The 16766-nt window shown below is 70.4% G+C and carries 12 protein-coding genes; 4 read left to right on the plus strand and 8 right to left on the minus strand.

The genetic code is table 11. The features are described 5' to 3' along the window. Positions 1-13: 13 nt before the first annotated feature. From ACQPWZ_RS26655 to eccE, 8 genes are all read right to left on the minus strand, one after another. A complete protein-coding gene (locus tag ACQPWZ_RS26655) occupies positions 14-991 on the minus strand; it encodes an ABC transporter ATP-binding protein (protein WP_356706175.1) in 978 nt (325 codons plus the stop codon). Next, the gene (locus ACQPWZ_RS26660) at positions 988-1890 is read right to left on the minus strand and encodes an ABC transporter permease (RefSeq protein WP_433572555.1); all 903 of its coding nucleotides are present in this window, start codon (positions 1888-1890) and stop codon (positions 988-990) included. The genes ACQPWZ_RS26655 and ACQPWZ_RS26660 overlap by 4 nt, the downstream gene beginning before the upstream one ends. Beyond that, on the minus strand, positions 1887-2939 hold the full coding sequence (locus ACQPWZ_RS26665; RefSeq protein ID WP_313943762.1) for an ABC transporter permease: 1053 nt from the start codon (positions 2937-2939) through the stop codon (positions 1887-1889). The genes ACQPWZ_RS26660 and ACQPWZ_RS26665 overlap by 4 nt, the downstream gene beginning before the upstream one ends. A 3-nt stretch (positions 2940-2942) precedes the next feature. Next, positions 2943-4778, minus strand: coding sequence for an ABC transporter substrate-binding protein (locus ACQPWZ_RS26670; RefSeq protein WP_340475739.1), 1836 nt, complete (start codon positions 4776-4778; stop codon positions 2943-2945). Positions 4779-4988: 210 nt separating this feature from the next. Continuing rightward, positions 4989-8279 (minus strand): SCO5717 family growth-regulating ATPase, encoded by a 3291-nt coding sequence (locus ACQPWZ_RS26675; RefSeq protein ID WP_433572556.1) that lies wholly within the window; start codon positions 8277-8279, stop codon positions 4989-4991. A 509-nt stretch (positions 8280-8788) separates the two neighbouring features. After that, positions 8789-9022, minus strand: a complete 234-nt coding sequence (locus ACQPWZ_RS26680; protein ID WP_313943759.1) for a DUF397 domain-containing protein — start codon at positions 9020-9022, stop codon at positions 8789-8791. A gap of 210 nt (positions 9023-9232) precedes the next feature. Next, positions 9233-9940 carry a hypothetical protein gene (locus ACQPWZ_RS26685; RefSeq protein WP_340475744.1) on the minus strand — a complete coding sequence of 236 codons (708 nt, stop codon included), beginning with the start codon at positions 9938-9940 and terminating at the stop codon, positions 9233-9235. Further along, positions 9940-11274 carry a type VII secretion protein EccE gene (eccE, locus tag ACQPWZ_RS26690; RefSeq protein ID WP_433572557.1) on the minus strand — a complete coding sequence of 445 codons (1335 nt, stop codon included), beginning with the start codon at positions 11272-11274 and terminating at the stop codon, positions 9940-9942. The genes ACQPWZ_RS26685 and eccE overlap by 1 nt, the downstream gene beginning before the upstream one ends. Before the next feature lie 180 nt (positions 11275-11454). On the opposite strand from eccE, the gene eccB reads away from it, so the two are divergent. The 4 genes from eccB to ACQPWZ_RS26710 all read left to right on the plus strand — a co-directional run bounded on the left by eccB (position 11455) and on the right by ACQPWZ_RS26710 (position 16754). Beyond that, the gene (gene eccB, locus ACQPWZ_RS26695; RefSeq protein ID WP_340475746.1) at positions 11455-12975 is read left to right on the plus strand and encodes a type VII secretion protein EccB; all 1521 of its coding nucleotides are present in this window, start codon (positions 11455-11457) and stop codon (positions 12973-12975) included. Positions 12976-12986: 11 nt separating this feature from the next. Next, positions 12987-14210, plus strand: a complete 1224-nt coding sequence (gene mycP / locus ACQPWZ_RS26700) for a type VII secretion-associated serine protease mycosin (RefSeq protein ID WP_433572558.1) — start codon at positions 12987-12989, stop codon at positions 14208-14210. 282 nt (positions 14211-14492) lie between these two features. Further along, complete coding sequence (locus ACQPWZ_RS26705) at positions 14493-14978, plus strand: hypothetical protein (protein ID WP_405573206.1); 486 nt, start codon at positions 14493-14495, stop codon at positions 14976-14978. Positions 14979-14984: 6 nt separating this feature from the next. After that, on the plus strand, positions 14985-16754 hold the full coding sequence (locus ACQPWZ_RS26710; RefSeq protein ID WP_433572559.1) for a hypothetical protein: 1770 nt from the start codon (positions 14985-14987) through the stop codon (positions 16752-16754). Positions 16755-16766 lie beyond the last annotated feature (12 nt).

Below are 16766 nucleotides of genomic sequence, written 5' to 3' on the forward strand. Positions count from 1 at the left end.
ACGGGCTCCTGGGTCACAGCTGTTTCTCCACCGCCGCGCCGACATGCACGCACGCCGCCTGGTGGGTGTCCCCGGCCGACACGAGCTCCGGGTCCGCGTCCGTGCAGATGTCCAGGGCCACGGGACAGCGGGGATGGAAGGTGCATCCGGTGGGCAGGGCGGCGGGGTCCGGCGGGTCGCCCGGCAGTCCGCGCGGCGCCCGGCGGGAGCCGATGTCGCCGATGCGCGGGAACGCGTCGGAGAGTGCCCGGCCGTAGGGGTGCTGGGCGGAGTCGTAGACGGTACGGGCGGGGCCCTCCTCCACGATCCGGCCGGCGTACATGACCGCGAGCCGGTCGCAGGTGTCGGCCAGGACCGCCAGGTCGTGGCTGATCATCAGCAGGCTGATGTCCTGTTCGGCCACCAACTGCTCGATCAGCCGCAGGATCTGCGCCTGGATCATGACGTCCAGCGCGGTCGTCGGCTCGTCCGCCACGATCAGTCGCGGGGCGCAGGCGAGGGCCATGGCGATCATCACGCGCTGCCGCTGACCGCCGGAGAGCTCGTGCGGATAGGCGTCGGCGCGCGCCACCGGCAGACCCACCTGCTGGAGCAGTTCCCCGACCTTCTTCCTCGCGACGGCGGGGGTGGCCTTCTGGTGCAGCAGGATCGGCTCCGCGATCTGGTCGCCGATCCGGTGCACCGCGTTCAGCGAGTGCATCGCGCCCTGGAAGACGATCGACGCACCCGCCCACCGCACGGCCCGCAGCCGCCCCCACCGCATGCTCAGGATGTCCTCGCCGTCGAGCAGGATCTGTCCGCTCAGCTGTGCCGAGGCGGGCAGCAGACGCAGCAGCGCGAGGGCGAGTGTCGACTTGCCGCAGCCGGACTCACCGGCGATGCCCAGCTTCTGTCCCGCCGCGAGCGTGAGGTCGACACCGCGTACGGCGGGCACGGCGCGGGCGCCGGAGCCGTACGTCACCTGAAGGTTCTTGAGTTCCAGGAGGCTCAACGCGCCACCCCCAGCTTCGGGTTGAGCACGGACTCGATCGCCCGCCCGCACAGGGTGAACGCCAGCGCCACGAGCGCGATCGCCAGCCCGGGCGGTGCCAGGTACCACCAGTGGCCGGACGAGACCGCACCCGCCTCCCGCGCATCCTGGAGCATGCCGCCCCAGGAGACGACGGTCGGATCGCCGAGGCCGAGAAAGGCGAGCGTCGCCTCCGTGAGGATCGCCGTCGAGATGCCGAGGGTCGTCTGCGCGAGGACCAGCGGCATCACGTTCGGCAGCACATGGCGGCTCATGATGTGTCCGTGTCCGCCGCCGAGTGCCTTGGCGCGTTCGATGTACGGCCGCGACTCGACCGCGATGGTCTGCGCCCGCACCAGGCGCGCCGTCGTCGGCCAGCTGGTCACGCCGATGGCGATGACCACGGTCCACACACTGCGGGACATCACGGTCGCCAGCACGATCGCCAGCACGAGGGTCGGCATCACCAGGAACCAGTCGGTGACCCGCATCAGCACGGTCTGGAACCAGCCGCCGTAGTGCCCGGCGATGATCCCCACGACGGTCCCGATGGCGACCGACAGCGCGGCGGCCAGCAGACCCACGGTGAGCGAGATCCGGGCGCCCCACACCAGGAGGCTGAGCAGGGACCGGCCGAACTGGTCGGTGCCCAGCGGGAATTCGGCGCTCGGCCGTTCCAGCGCGGTTCCGGGCGCGTTCGTCACGCTCTGCACGTCGTCACCGACGAGCAGCGGTGCGGCCACCGCGATCAGGGCGATCAGGACGAGCGCTCCGAGACCGAAGAGCCCGGCCCGGTGCGTACGGTACGAGCGCCAGAAGCGGCTCACCGAGTCGCGGCGGCGCGCCCACGTCAGCGACGAGGCGGTGGTTGCGGTCGTCATCGGCCCACCCGGGGGTCGAGCAGCGGATACAGCAGGTCGGCGAGGAGGTTCATCACGATCATCGCGCCGGCGAAGACCACGAACAGGCCCTGGACGAGCGGCAGGTCGGGCACGCTCAGCGCCTGGTAGAACAGGCCGCCGAGCCCGGGCCAGGAGAACACCGTCTCGACCAGGATCGAGCCGGCCGCCACATGGCCCAGATTGATGAACACCATGGTCACGGTGGGCAGCAGGGCGTTGGGCACGGCGTGCCGGCGGCGCACGACGTCGTCGCGCAGCCCCTTCGCCCGTGCCGTCGTCAGATAGTCGCTGCCCATCTCGTCCAGCAGTGAGGACCGCATCACCAGCAGGGTCTGCGCATAGCCGACCGCGACCAGCGTGATCACCGGCAGCACCATGTGGTGGGCGACATCGGCGATGTAGGCGAAGCCCGTCTCGTCGCCCGACTCCATGCCGCCGGTGGGGAACAGCCCCGGGATCGGGCCGATGCCCACCGAGAAGGTGATGATCAGCAGCAGACCCAGCCAGAACGACGGCACCGACCACAGCGTCAGCGCCACACCCGTGTTGACCTTGTCACCCAGGCTGCCGTGCCGCCAGGCGGAGCGGGTGCCGAGCCACAGGCCGATCGCCGAGTAGACGACGACGGCGACACCCGTGAGCAGCAGCGTCGCCGGGACCTTCTGGGCGATCAGCTCGCCGACGGGCGCGTGGAACTGGTACGACATGCCCAGATCGCCCGTCAGCGCCTTGCCGCAGTAGTCCGTGAACTGCTGCCACATCGGCTGGTCCAGCCCGAACTGCTTGCGCAGCGTCGCCAGTTGCTCGGCCGACGTCGGCATGCCGTGCGTCATGGCCTTCACCGGGTCACCGGGGATGATCCGGAAGAGGAAGAAGCTGGTGACGAGCACGGCCAGCAGCGAGATCGCCGCGCCGCCCAGCCTGCCCGCCACATAGAGGAGATAGGCCCGTGCGTTCCCGCCGGCGGCGCGGGCCTCAGGGACCCGCGCCACCGCGGTGGCGGTGCCTGTCGTGCTGGTGGTGCTCATCGGCTATTCACGGTCTTCCGCGGTGGACCGGCGGCGCATCGCGACGAACACTCCGAGGGCGGCGACGAGGACCACGGCCGCGCCGATGCCGATCACGACGCCCGTGGAGGAGCCGCTGTCGGAACCGCCGTCACCGGCGGCCGGCTCGGCCGACCACCAGCTCCAGTACCCGTCCTGACCCCAGAGGTTGCCCGCCGCCTCCGGCATCGTCGTGATGGACTTGATCTGGTCGGTACGGTACGCCTCGACCGCGTTCGGATACGCGAGGACATTCATGTAACCCGTGTCGTACAGCCGCGACTGCATCTGCTTCACCAGATCGGCCCGCTTGGCCGCGTCGTACTCGACCGCCTGCTGTGCGTACAACTGGTCGAACTGCTTGTCGCAGATGAAGTTGTCGGTGGCGCCGGTGTCCTTCGGTGTGGCAGGCAGCGCCGCGCAGGTGTGGATGGACAGGACGAAGTCCGGGTCGGGGTTGACCGACCAGCCGTCGAAGGCCAGGTCGTAGTCGCCCTTGAGCCAGGGGTCGGACACATTGTCGAGACAGTCGACCTTGAGCCCGATGCCGAGCTCGCCCCACCACTCCTGGAGGTACTTGCCGATCGCCTTGTCGTTGGGGTCGGTCGCGTGGCACAGGATGCGGAGGTCGAGCGCCTTGCCGTCCTTGCCCACGCGCTTGCCGCTGCTGTTCTTCTTGTAGCCCGCCTGGTCCAGCAGCGAGGCCGCCTTCGCCGGGTCGTACCCCATCTTCTGGGTGGCCGCCGGCTTCCAGAAGTAGGACCCGAAGCGCGGCGGGATGTACCCCTCGCCCTCGACGGCGTGCCCCTGGAAGACCTTGTCCACGATCGTCTTGCGGTCGGTGGCCTGGAAGAGCGCCTTGCGCACGTTCGGGTCGAGCAGGGCCTTGTGGCCGCTGCCGAACGCCTTGCCGTCCTTCGACTTCGCCCCCGGGTTGGTGGCCAGAGCGAAGAAGCGGCGGCCCGGCGCGTCGTTGACCTTGATGTTCTTCGCGCTCTTCAGCGCGGACGCCTGGGCGGGAGTGAGGCCCTGGACGAAGGAGACCTCGCCCTTCTGGAGGGCCGCGACCGCCGCGTCACCGTCCTTGTAGTACTTGAGCACCAGCTCGTCGAACTTGGGTGCGCCGCGCCAGAAGTCCTTGTTCGGCTTGAGCTTGACGAACTGGTCGACCTTGAAGTCCGTCACGACGAACGGGCCGTTGCCGACGATCGGGAACTGCTTGTCGTTGTTGAACTTCGAGAAGTCCCCGACCTTCTCCCACACATGCCGCGGCACGATCGGGACGTCCAGCGCCGTCATCGTGGCCTGCGGCTTCTTCAGCGCTATGACCAGCGTCTCCGGGTCAGGCGCGGTGACGGTCTTGAAGTTGGACGTGAAGCTGCCGTTGGCCGTGGCGGCGTTCTCGTCCGTCATCATCTTGTTGAACGTCCACGCGGCGTCCTCGGCCGTGGCCTGCTTCCCGTCGGACCACTTGGAGTCCTTGCGGATGGTGTAGGTCCACGTCAGCTTGTCCGGCGACGACTTCCACTCGGTCGCGAGCCCCGGGATCGTGCTGCCGTCCTTCACGTCGTAATTCGTGAGGTACTCGTAGGCCAACCGGTGGACGGTGGTGCTGACCAGACGCTGCGCCAGAAACGGGCTCAGTGAGTCCACGCTCTGCGACACGGCGACGGTGAGCACCTTCTTGCCGTCGTCGTCGGCCGCCTGGACAGGCTGCTGCGGTACGGCCACGAGCGCGGAGGCAGCGAGGCCCGAGGCGAGGAGAAGGCGGAGGAACCGTGGGCGTTGCCGGGCAGTGCGGGACGAATCCTTGTGGACCATGGGGCGTGACCTCGCGTCATCACTCGCTGTGGAGTCCCGCGTGGAGGCGGGACTCATTTCTCTGGTTCGCCAGCTGGTGAAGCGAAGGTTTATCAGCGGTGGTCGAGCGGCGTCAACGGCGCGTCAAACGTGGTGTGGTCTGCGGGAATGCGCCGAGGGCCCGCACCGTGGAGACGGTGCGGGCCCTCATTGGTTCAGACCTCTGACGCCCTACTGTTGAGGGGCTGGCGGCGCCTGCGGAGGCTGCTGCTGCATCCACTCGGCGGACGGAACAGGTCCTGGTGAATCGGGTTGCCCCGGGCCGGCCTGCTGACCGGGGTGGCCCGGCTGCGGCGGAGCTCCGGCGGGCTGCGCCGGAGGCTGAGCCTGGGGCGGCTGCTGCCATCCCTGGGGCGGATAGGGCTGCTGGGGCGGCTGCTGACCGCCGTACGGCTGCGGCGGCTGGCCCTGCTGCGGCGGGTAAGGCTGCTGGCCCTGGGGGTGGGGCGGCTGCGGCGGGTAGGGCTGCTGACCCGGGGCGGGCTGGCCCGGCACCTGCTGTCCGGGCATCTGCTGCCCGGGGATCTGCGGGGCGGGATACTGTCCGGGCGCCTGCTGGTGTCCCGGCATGGGCGGGGCCATCGTCGGCGGCGGGTTGCCGTCGGCGGTCCACAGGCCCTGCTGCTGCTGGGCCCGGGCGAAGTCCTCGGCGATCAGCGCGGACAGATTGAAGTACGCCTCGCGGGTCTTCGGGCGCATCATGTCCAGGTCGACCTCGGCGCCGGCCGCCAGGTGCTCGTCGAAAGGCACCACGACGACACCGCGGCAGCGGGTCTGGAAGTGCTGGACGATGTCATCGACCTTGATCATCTTTCCGGTCTCCCGGACACCGGAGATGACCGTGACCGAACGCTGCACGAGGTCCGCGTATCCGTGCGCCGACAGCCAGTCCAGCGTCGTCGACGCACTGCTCGCGCCGTCCACGGACGGCGTGGAGATGATGATCAGCTGGTCGGCGAGGTCGAGGACTCCGCGCATGGCGCTGTAGAGCAGCCCGGTGCCGGAGTCGGTGAGGATGATCGGGTACTGCTTGCCCAGCACCTCCAGCACGCGCCGGTAGTCCTCGTCGTTGAACGCCGTCGAGACGGCCGGGTCCACGTCGTTCGCGATGATCTCCAGACCGGAGGAGGCCTGCGAGGTGAACCGGCGGATGTCCATGTACGAGTTGAGGTACGGGATCGCCTGCACCAGGTCGCGGATCGTGGCTCCGGTCTCCCGGCGCACCCGGCGGCCGAGCGTGCCGGCGTCCGGGTTGGCGTCGATCGCCAGGATCTTGTCCTGCCGCTCGGTGGCCAGGGTCGAGCCGAGCGCGGTCGTCGTCGTGGTCTTGCCGACACCGCCCTTGAGGCTGATGACCGCGATCCGGTAGCAGGAGAGCACCGGCGTACGGATGAGGTCGAGCTTCCGCTGCCGCTCGGCCTCCTCCTTCTTGCCGCCGAGCTTGAAGCGGGCGGCGGCGCCGGACGGGTTGCGGCTCGACTTGGCCTTCTGCTTGTTGTTGCGCAGCAGACGGTCGGAGGACAGCTCGACGGCGGCGGTGTACCCGAGCGGCGCGCCCGGCACGGACCGCTCACGCTGGTCGTGCGTGACCGGCGTGGGCCACGCGGCACCGGCACGCGGATCGACGGGGGCGCCCGGGGGCGGTCCCTGCGGGTGCGTCTGCTGCGGGGGTACGTGAGGTGCCTGCGGCGGCTGGCCGGGCTGGGGGAATCCGTAACCGGCCTGGGGCTGCTGGGCGTTGGGGCCGGGGGCCGTGGGCGGGATGGGTGCGGGCTGGGGTTGTGCCTGCTGGGGGAAGCCGTAGCCGCCGCTGTGCGGTGTCTGGGGCGGCTGGGGTGTCTGCGGCGGCTGACCGGGCTGGCCGGGGCCGGGCTGGCCGGGCTGGGGGAATCCGTAACCGGCCTGGGGCTGCTGGGCGTTGGGGCCGGGGGCCGTGGGCGGGATGGGTGCGGGCTGGGGTTGTGCCTGCTGGGGGAAGCCGTAGCCGCCGCTGTGCGGTGTCTGGGGCGGCTGGGGTGTCTGCGGCGGCTGACCGGGCTGGCCGGGGCCGGGCTGGCCGGGCTGGGGGAATCCGTAACCGGCCTGGGGCTGCTGGGCGTTGGGGCCGGGGGCCGTGGGCGGGATGGGTGCGGGCTGGGGTTGTGCCTGCTGGGGGAAGCCGTAGCCGCCGCTGTGCGGTGTCTGGGGCGGCTGAGCTGCCTGCGGCGGCTGGCCGGGCTGCGGGAACCCGTAACCGGCCTGCGGCTGCTGGGCGTTGGGGCCGGGAGCCGTCGGCGGCAGCGGGGCCGGCGGTACGGCCTGCGGCTGCTGCCCGGGCTGTGCCTGCTGAGGGAATCCGTACCCGGTCGGCGCCGGGGCCTGGGGCGGCACGGACGGGTCCGGAGCCTGCGGAGTCGTGGGCCACTGCGGCGCCGGCGCCGGTGCCGCAGGCTGGAAGGCGGGCGGCAGCGGAGGCAGCCCGGCATCCTGTGCGGGCGGCGTGGGAGACCAGGGCTGAGCGGGGGCGGGCGCCGGGGGAGCGTCCTGCGGCTCGGCAGGCGTGACGGGCGCGGGGCCCTCGGGAACGGCGTCCTCGGGCACGGAGTCGGACGATTCGTCCGCCGTGGCCGCTTCCGCCGTCACGTCGTCGTTCGTCGCGGTGTCCGGGCCCTCAGGGCCGTCCTCGGCGCGAGGCGGGGTGTCGCCGTCGCCGCCGTCGCCGGTGTCGCTGTCCACCTCGGAGTGGTCCTCGGTGTCCGACTCCGGCTCGGCGACGGCGGTCTGCTCGGAGGTGTCGGCGGCGGTCTCGGCGTCGGCCGGAGCGCCGGCTTCGGGGGACTCGGACTCGGGCTTGGGCTCGGGCTCGTCGGTGGCGTCCGAGGCAGCGGCCTCCTCCGCTTCCTTCGCCGCCGCACGCTCCGCCATCTCGCGCCTCAGCGCGGCGGGGGAGAAGCGCATGGTGGCGCCGCTCTCCACATCACCGCCGCCGAAGGGCTGCGGCTCGGGCTCGGGAGTCGACTCCGGGCCCGGCGCGGGTGCTTGAGGAGCGGGTGCCTGAGCCTCAGGTGCGGCGGCACCTTCCGGAGACTGCGGAACCTGCGGCTGCCCCTGGACCGGGTCGGGGCCCGGCACGACCGCGGGCGGTGTCTGCGCAGGAGGAGGGGTCTGCGACGGAGGAGGCGTCTGCGGCGCCTGAGGTGCCTGGGCGGGCGGAGCCGGTTGCTGCCAGTTCGGCTCGTAGCCGCCGCTCGCGGGCGCTCCGGGCATCGCCACCGGCGCCCCGGTCGGCTGCGGAGGCGGCGTACCACCCTGCCCCTGCTGCCCCGCGTTCGCGCCCGAGGAGTCACTCGAGGCGTTCTGCGTGTACCAGGCCGGAGGGGTGTAGTCGATGGTGAACTCACCCGTCAGCTCGGCGGGCTCCGCGTCGGACTCGTCGGCGGGAAGGTCCCATCCCCCGCGGATCTCGTCCCGATCGCTGTTCACTGTGCCTCCTGGTGTGGTCGAGCACCCTTGTGCCGTAGTGGGTGGGGGCGGCGACCGCTGACAACCGATCGGCCCGGCTCTCCCCCTGGGGACGCAGCGGGCATCCCCGCAGGTTCCTCTGCCGCTTTCCGTACCACCCTAATCGTCAACAAGGGCGCTCCGGCAGGCCCGCCCACCCCCAGGCTGCTGTCCCGTACGTCACCCGATGCCCCCAAGTGAACTTCGGGCGGCTGAGCGTGAGGAAACCCGTGGGGCAAACCGGTACAACTGCCTACGGAATTCGGCGCCACCGGTCGTCCAGGAGGCCGCGCCAACAATCCGGTCTCGACGACCGGCGACCACGATGCGCGCACCACGCACCGGCGCGCGGCACGGGCGAAGCACGCCGACGCAAACGGCACCGCTCACCCGGCACCGCTCGCCCAGCACAGCGCGGGCGGCGCGCCCCGTGAAGGACGCCCGTCCGGCGCCCGCAGTGCTCAGTGCTCAGTGCTCAGTGCTCAACGCGCTCAGCGGAGGTCGAACTCCCCGTCCCGCGCACCGAGCACGAACGCCCGCCACTCGGCCTCGGTGTAGCGCAGGACCGTGTCGGGCTCCAGAGACGACCGCATCGCCACGGCTCCGCCCGGCAGATGCGCGATCTCGACCCGTTCCTCGTCCTCGCTCGTGCCGGGGGCGCTGAGCCACTCGACGTCAGAGATGTCGAGGGCGTACAGCTCGTCCTTCTCCTGAGCGCTCCCCATCAGCCAAGCTCCCTTTCGGTAACGGCGGGACGGACCTGCCCCGCATGCCGGGAGGCTTCCCGGAGCCAGATGCAAGTCCACGTCACGCGGGCAGTTTATGTCCGTCCCGCCCGCAGATTCCGGGCAACGGAGATGCTTCCCACGAACGGGAACGCTTCCCGCGTCCTGCGGGCTTCCCCCGTACGGGGACGGCGGTGTACGGACCGGCGGTCAGTCCATCCGGCGGGCGACGCCCAGCAGCCCCGTCTCGGCGTCGGTGCCGCTCGTCATGACCCAGTGGCGTTCGCGCCCGGCGACCCAGAGCGTGACACCGTCCGCCAGCGTCGGCAGCGCGTCGATCTCGACGCGCGTCAGACCGAGGATCCGCCCGATCTGCTCCGCCTCCTGTGGTGAGACCCGCTGGACGCCCACGAGCGTCGAGTCCCGCAGCAGACGCGGCGCGACAGGGCTCAGATACGGCAGCAGGGTCAGGACCGACTGCCAGGGCGACGACACCACGCGTCCGCGCGGCGGCCGCATACCGCAGTCCCGCACCACCACGACCGGGCTGCCGACCGTCGCGCCCATCGGCGGCACCCGGCCCACGTCGTGCAGGGCGATGCAGTCGAGGCCCGCGCCTGCGGCCTGCGCCAGTGTCGTCCATGCCTGTGCGCGCCCGGTCTCCACCGCGACCCGGGCGCCGGTGCCCGCCGCACGCAGCGCCAGCACCTGAGCGGTCCACAGCCCGCCGATCAACAGCACGTCGTAAGGGGTCGACCGGTGGAATCCCACCATCAGGGGCCGGCCCTCGGAGTCGTCGCCTATCACGACACCGTCGTCCCCGACCGGCAGGGACAGCGCGCCGAGATGGTCGGCGGCCATGGTGTGCCCCGCATGGCGCGGACCGATCAGTCCGCGCATCGCTGCCATCCTGGCCATTACAGAACACCACCCAGCGGGAGAGTCGCGTGGACACCGGGCAGTTGCTCGCGGTCCAGCCGTACGAGACCGACCTTCGCCGCACGGGCGGACTGCTCCAACGTCCGCCGTACGCCGATGAGTTCGGAGTCCGAGCCGCCGGTGATCCGCACATGGCCGGCCACCGCAAGCCCGCCCTGGTGCGCACCGTGCCGCAGGGTGAGGCTGAAGGTCGTCGCGTACGCGGGCGCCGCCGTGAGGGTGGACACCAGCTTGGGCAGCGGCGCAGCGCCGCGCCCCAACTCGGGCCAGCGGCCCACCGCGTAGGTCGTGTGCCAGCGGTCGTCGCAGCGCCAGACCCGCGCTGTTTCCGCGGTCCGCTGCTGCGGTGCGGCATCGGGCCTGCTTGCGCGGGCCGCGAGACGTGGGCTCGCGCAAGCGGCCGTCGCCATCGCGGAGTTCAGCTCCTCCTGGTCCAGGACGACGGCCTGGAACCCGGCGCCCGTGACCCGGCTCGCCACATGGTCGGCGACACGGACGAGACAGCGCTGGGCGCCCTCGATCCCGCCGCCGCGTGCCTCGACGGCCTCCCGGCAGAGTTCGGGGTCGAGCTTCACCGCCACCCAGGTCATCCGCAGGGCGGGCGCCCCGGTCCGCTCCTGGAGCGGTGCGTACGAGAGCCGGGCGACCGACTGCTGGGGCAGATGCGGAGCAGGTGCCGAACGCACCTGCTGCACCAACTGCACCGATTCCAGCACGATGTCGTCCACCGCGAGAGCCCCGCCGAGCAGCGAGAGCGACAACGACCGCGCACCGAACGCCGGCCGCAGCGCGGAGCCGCTCGCCTCGATGCGGACGACCGCGGTCAGGAACGTGCCGTCACCGAGCATCCCGATGGTGCGGCGGTCGCGGTCGACGAAGGTGAACGGACGCAGACCGGGGGCGCCTTCGACGACAGGTGCCAGGGACGGGTCGGTGTCCGCCGTTGCGGGACCTGCCGCCCGCCTGCGCACCCGCAGGCCGAGGGCGGTCGCCACCCAGTCCTGGACGGCGTGGCCACGCCGCCGTACGAAAGCCAGCAGGACGAGGACTCCGCCGATGACCGCCGCGGGGATCATCCACAGGTCACCGAGGACCATCCCGATCAGCGCCAGGGCGATCGCGATCTCCACCAGGGCGAGCTGCCGCAACTGGAAGGGACCGACACGTCTGGTGCGGGACAGGGGGCGCAGGGTGGTCGTCGCGGGGGCGGCCGACGAAGGGGTTCTCACCTGCGCATTGCTGCGTTGCCCGCGGGAACCGCCGGGCGCCTGTCCGGAAGTCCGCCCATTTCGCGCGCGCGTCGCCGTACCCATCGCCGCGTTGCCCCCTCGTGTCCGTAATAGCCAATTTCCCATGGGCGTTGACCGGGCGATCACCCTACCTGAGCAGTAAGTCGTGAACCCCAGCAGGCATAGTAGGGGGGCGGAACGACGGCGGGCCCGCTCGGAGAGTGCACAGCCCGGCCGCACAGCGGGGAGAGGGACAGCGGACAGATGGCATCACGTCGGGACGAACTCAACGCATACACCTTCGCGAAGCGGAGATTGATCGCGCAGTTCCTCCAGCCCAACGCGACCGGCTCGGAGGAGGGCGCGCCCCGTCCTTTGCGTGCGGTGGTACCGGGAGCGATCGTCGGTGTCGTGATCCTCGCCGGGTTCGGTGCGTGGGGGATGTTCAAGCCCGTCGCGCCGAAGGGCTGGGACGTCGCCGAAGAGAACGTCATCATCGCCAGCAAGTCGACCACCCGGTACGTCGTCCTGGAGACGAAGGGCAAGAGGCAGCTCCACCCGGTGCTGAACATGTCCTCGGCCAAGCTCCTCCTCAAGCCCGGCAAGGGCAAGGTCATCAACGTCGACGAATCCGTGCTCGACAGCGGCAAGATCCCGCACGGCGCGACCCTCGGCATCCCCTACGCCCCCGACCGGCTGCCCGAGGCCAAGGAAGCCGGCGCGGCCAAGCGCTGGGCCGTGTGCGAGCGTCCGGGCGAAGGCGGCAGGGCGATCGAGAAGGCGGCCTTCGTCTTCGCCGAGCGGCAGGAGTCGAAGACCGAGGGGCCGAACCGCCTCACCGGCGGCGATCTGATGTACGTCGAAGGGCCCGGCGAGGCCCGGTACATCGTCGACGCCGGCGGCACGGCATACCCGGTCGCCGACGACGAGTTGCTGCTGCGACAGCTCGTCGGCCAAGGCCGTGAGCCCCAGCGGGTCTCCGAGGCCTGGCTGAGCACCCTGCACAAGGGCGACCCCATCTCCTTCCCCAGGATTCCCGACACCCCCGGCGCCGACGCGGGAGTGTCCGGAGAGCTGGACCCCGAGGTCAACAAGGTCGGCATGGTCCTCACCGCGACCGACGGGACGAAGAACCAGCAGTACGTCGTCCTCCGCGGAAGGGTCGCCCCGGTCTCCGACTTCACCGCGAAGCTGCTGCTCAACAGCCGAGACCTGATCCGCCTCGGCCAGGCGGGCCGGGCGACCTCCGTCAGCGCCGCCAGCTTCCAGCCCGGAACCCCCTTCGGCGACGACAAGAAGTGGCCCGCGAACGCGCCCAGGCCGGTCAACTCGGCGAGCACCGACGAGGGAAGCCGCAACACGGTGTGCAACGTGCTGCGCAAGGTGGACGAGGACGACGGCACGACCACGCTCAGCACCTGGGCCGGCACCGCGTTTCCGGAAGTGCTGCCCACGGGCTCCACGAGTGCGTACGTCACCCCCGGATCCGGACAGCTGTTCCGCCAGTTCAAGGGCTCCTCGACCCGCTCCGGCTTCCTCTTCCTCGTGACCGACACGGGTCTGCGCTATGCCATGCAGTCCAACGGTGACAGCGCGACCGACGACTCCGGCATCGGGTCCTCGGGCTCCGACAAGGAAGACGTCCAGCAAGAAGCGCAGGATGCGCAGGAGCGGCTCGGCTACAAGGAGGTCGACCCGCTGCCGATCCCGGCCGCCTGGTCCGGCTTCCTGCCGACGGGCCCCCGTCTGTCGACCGGCGCCGCGATCCAGCCCCAGGGCTCGTGAGGCCGCCGGAGATGACGTACACCCACCGATCCCTCAGGCTCGCGGCGGCAACGGTGCTGGTCTTCATCGGCCTGCCGGCCACGACGGCCGCCGCCGACTCCGGCCAGTGCAACTTCCCCGGCGACACCTACAAGGGCCGCCCCTGGGCGCTGCAACGCGTACTGCTGGACGAACTGTGGAAGCAGTCCACCGGCAAGGGCGTGCAGGTCGCCGTCATCGACACCGGCGTGGACACCAAGAACCCACAGCTGAAGCGCGCGGTCGATGCCAAGAAGGGGCTGAACCTGCTGCCCGCCAAGAACAAGAAGGGCGAGAAGATCGACCGCGGCGCGAGCAACGGCACCACGGACACGGTGGGCCACGGCACCAAGGTCGCCGGCATCATCGCCGCCCGCCCTCTCAAGGGCACGGGCGTTGTGGGCCTCGCCCCCGCCGCCACGATCATCCCGGTCAAGCAGAACGACGCGGAGGGCAACGGCACCGCGGCGACCCTGGCCTCGGCGATCACCAAGTCGGTGGCCGCGGGCGCCGACGTGATCAACATCTCCCAGGACACGGCCGACGCGGTGGAGCCGGCACCCGCCCTGAAGCAGGCGGTGGACGCTGCCCTGGGCGCGGGCGTGGTGGTCGTCGCATCCGCGGGCAACGACGGCCTCGGCGGCAACGTGAAGAAGACGTACCCCGCTTCGTACCCCGGCGTCCTGGCGGTGGCCTCCTCGGACCGCAACAACGAACGGGCGGCCTTCTCCCAGTCCGGCGACTTCGTCGGCATCGCGGCCCCCGGTGTGGACATGGTCACCACGGTCCCCGGCAAAGGCCACTGCCCCGACAACGGGACCAGCTTCTCCGCCCCTTACGTCGCCGCGGTCGCGGCCCTGATCAAGAGCAAGCACGAGGGCTGGACCCAGAAGCAGATCGTGGCCCAGATCCAGCAGACGGCGGAACGCTCCACCCCGGGCCACGACCGCCTGGTCGGCTGGGGAGTCGTGGACCCGGTCCGCGCCCTGACGGAGGATGACAAGCCGATCGAGCAACCGGTGGCCCACGAAGGAGTGACAAAGGGCGAGGTCCCGACCCCGGCCGAACTCCAACTCGGGGAATCGGCCGAAGAGCGCAACTCCCGGATGGCGACGTACGTCGTTGTGGGAGGGGGCGTCCTGGTGGCGTCGATCGCGGGCGGCGCGGTGGCGTTCCGCGACTCGAAGCGCCGCGCGCGGCGGCTCGGGGCAGGGTAGCCCTGCTTCTGTCGAGGTGCTGTGTCAGCGGTGCTGTGGTCAGGGGTGCTCTGTGAGGGGTTGGTGGGCCCTGTGGGGTCAACTTTCACAGGACTGTCATGATGGGAACGATTGCAACCGCATAGCGGTCGTGAAGCGTCACACCAGAGAAGTCGAGTGACGTATAAGGCACTTGGGGCTGTCAGACCCAGTGGCTAGAGTGGTAGGTCGACGATCGGTGATGGCCGGTTCACCACGATCGCAACGTGGGACAGCTGGAGCAAACGGGGAGGAACGGGCATCGTGCTCGAGGCAGAGGGTGGCGGGGGCAGCACGTCCGGTGGGAGTGACCTGGCGCGCGGTGTAGGCGCGCTGAAGACGTTCCAGAAGCAGATCAACGCACTGCTGGCGGAGTTCGAGGGCGGCGCGGCCGGGAAGTCGAAGGTGGCTGCTCAGGAAGTCTCGCGCGGCTCGTTCAGCGGAACCAATATGGCCTTCGCCGAAGCCGACGGCTTCTTCACCCAGTACAACCGTGTGCACTCGGCACTCACGTCGCTCTCCCGGAGTCTCAGCGACCAGATCGAGCTGATGAGCATCGGCGTACACGCCGCCGACGTCGGCTACGGCAACGTCGAGGAAGATCTGCGGTCCCGCTTCCACACCATCCAGGCACGCCTGGAGGAGGAGAGGAAGGCTCACGAGCAGCGGGAGAAGAAGCCGGGAGACAAGGGTGGCGAGCCCGATGCACCTCGCCAGAACGACACCGGTGGCACAGGGGAATGGGGGTGACGACTGATGGGTGATGAGAAGAAGCCGGAGCTGACCCCTCAGGATCACGAGAAGAAGCAGGCCGAGACCGCTTCGCAGATCGAGGGCCAATTCGGCGCGACTGACGCCCTCGAGCGCTTCGCAACGGTGATGGACAAGATCGGCTTCGGTAACCCCGGCGGCCTGTTCGGCAAGACGAGCTTCGAAGAAGTTCAGCTCAACGCCATGCTCGACCTGCTCGAAGCTTCCAACCCCTCGGACCTCGAGCGGGCCGGAGAAAACCTCGAAAAGGCTCGGGTCGCCCTCAACAAGGCGGCCAAGGACCTCGACGACTTCGTCAAGAAGACGGACTGGAAAGGCGAGGGAGCGACCGAGTTCCAGCGCTACGGCAGCGAACTTGCCGGTTACGCCTGGAAGCTGGGCGCCTTCGCCAACGTGGTCGGCACGCAGATGACGGTCGCCAGCACGGGCCTGACCTCGGTGAAGAACTCCATGCCGCGGGAGCGCGACACTCGGCTGATCGCGAAGAAGCCTGAAGCATTCGCGTTGGCACCGGCCAAGGACACCAACCCGGAGTACATCGAGGCCGTCAAGGTGGAGAAGAACCGCCAAGAGGCCATCAATCAGATGAACCGGCTGTCGTCGTTCTACGCGGTCTCGGAGCAGTCGCTGGCCCAGCAGCAGCCGCCGGAGATGCCGAAGATGCTGAATGCGGCGGTGCCACGGCCGGAGATCTCCCAGCGAGGCACTGAGTCGACCACCGCGGCTTCAAACAGTGATTCTGTGAGCGCCGTCAGCCAGCAGCTGAAGCCTTCACAAGCCGAAGTAGCTGACACAGAAGGCACCACACGCCCCGAAGCGGAAGCCGTGGTGAAGCCGACGCCGACTCCCGAGACGTCGTTGCAGATCGACAACGTCGTGACGCCACCGGCTCCGACCACGAGCCCCGGACCTACACAGCCCGTCACGGCCACTGGTATTCCCAGCACCACAGGCGGAGGGCCGGTTCCGCCGATGACCAGTGGGTTCGCGAACCCCGTAAAGGGCGGGACTGCCCGCTCGGGAGGCACGCCCGGCGTGCCGAGGGCCGGTGGCGGTGGGACCTCCAGCCCTGTCGGGCGGGCCACGGGAGGCAACGGGTCCCCGTCGGTAGGCCGGTCGGGAACAGCCGGCAATGCCGGACCCGTCGGCCGACCGGGAGCCACCGGTACTGGCACTCCCGCCGGACGCGCCGGCGGGACGCCTGGGGGACGTGCCGGTGGGCCAGTCGCTGGGGGGCAGAGCCCAGTCACGGGCCGCGCTGGTGCAGCAGGGCAGCCGACGGCTGGACGTGCCGGGACAAGGGGCTCCGGGCCCAGGTCCGGACGAGCCGACGGCATCGTGGGCGGGACACCACAGCGCACCGCCGGTGGCTCATCCGGTTCGCGTATCCCTCGCGGCACTGTCATCGGCGGCGAGGGGCCCACGGTAGGGCGTTCTTCCGCCGCGAGGCCCAGTCAGTCTGGTGTCGTGGGCGCAGGCCCTGCTCAGAGCGCTGCACGGCCGGCAGGTCGGGGAACTCCCAGCTCGAACGGCGTTGTGGGCACGCCGCGAAGTGCCGGCGCAGGTGGCTCTCGGTCGGGTGCGGGCGCCTTCACAACGGGCGGTGCAGGGCTCAGCGGCAGCCGCCCCGGACAGCGGCAGCGCAATGACGAGGAACAGGAGAGTTCCGGGTCTGCGCGTCCGGACTACCTGACGGAAGACGAAGAAACGTGGGCGGCCAGGCGGCGTAATGCCGTTCCCCCGGTCATCGACTAGGCACAGCGGAAG

It is taken from the genome of Streptomyces sp. CA-251247, assembly GCF_050952975.1.
GTDB classification, from domain to species: domain Bacteria; phylum Actinomycetota; class Actinomycetes; order Streptomycetales; family Streptomycetaceae; genus Streptomyces; species Streptomyces achmelvichensis.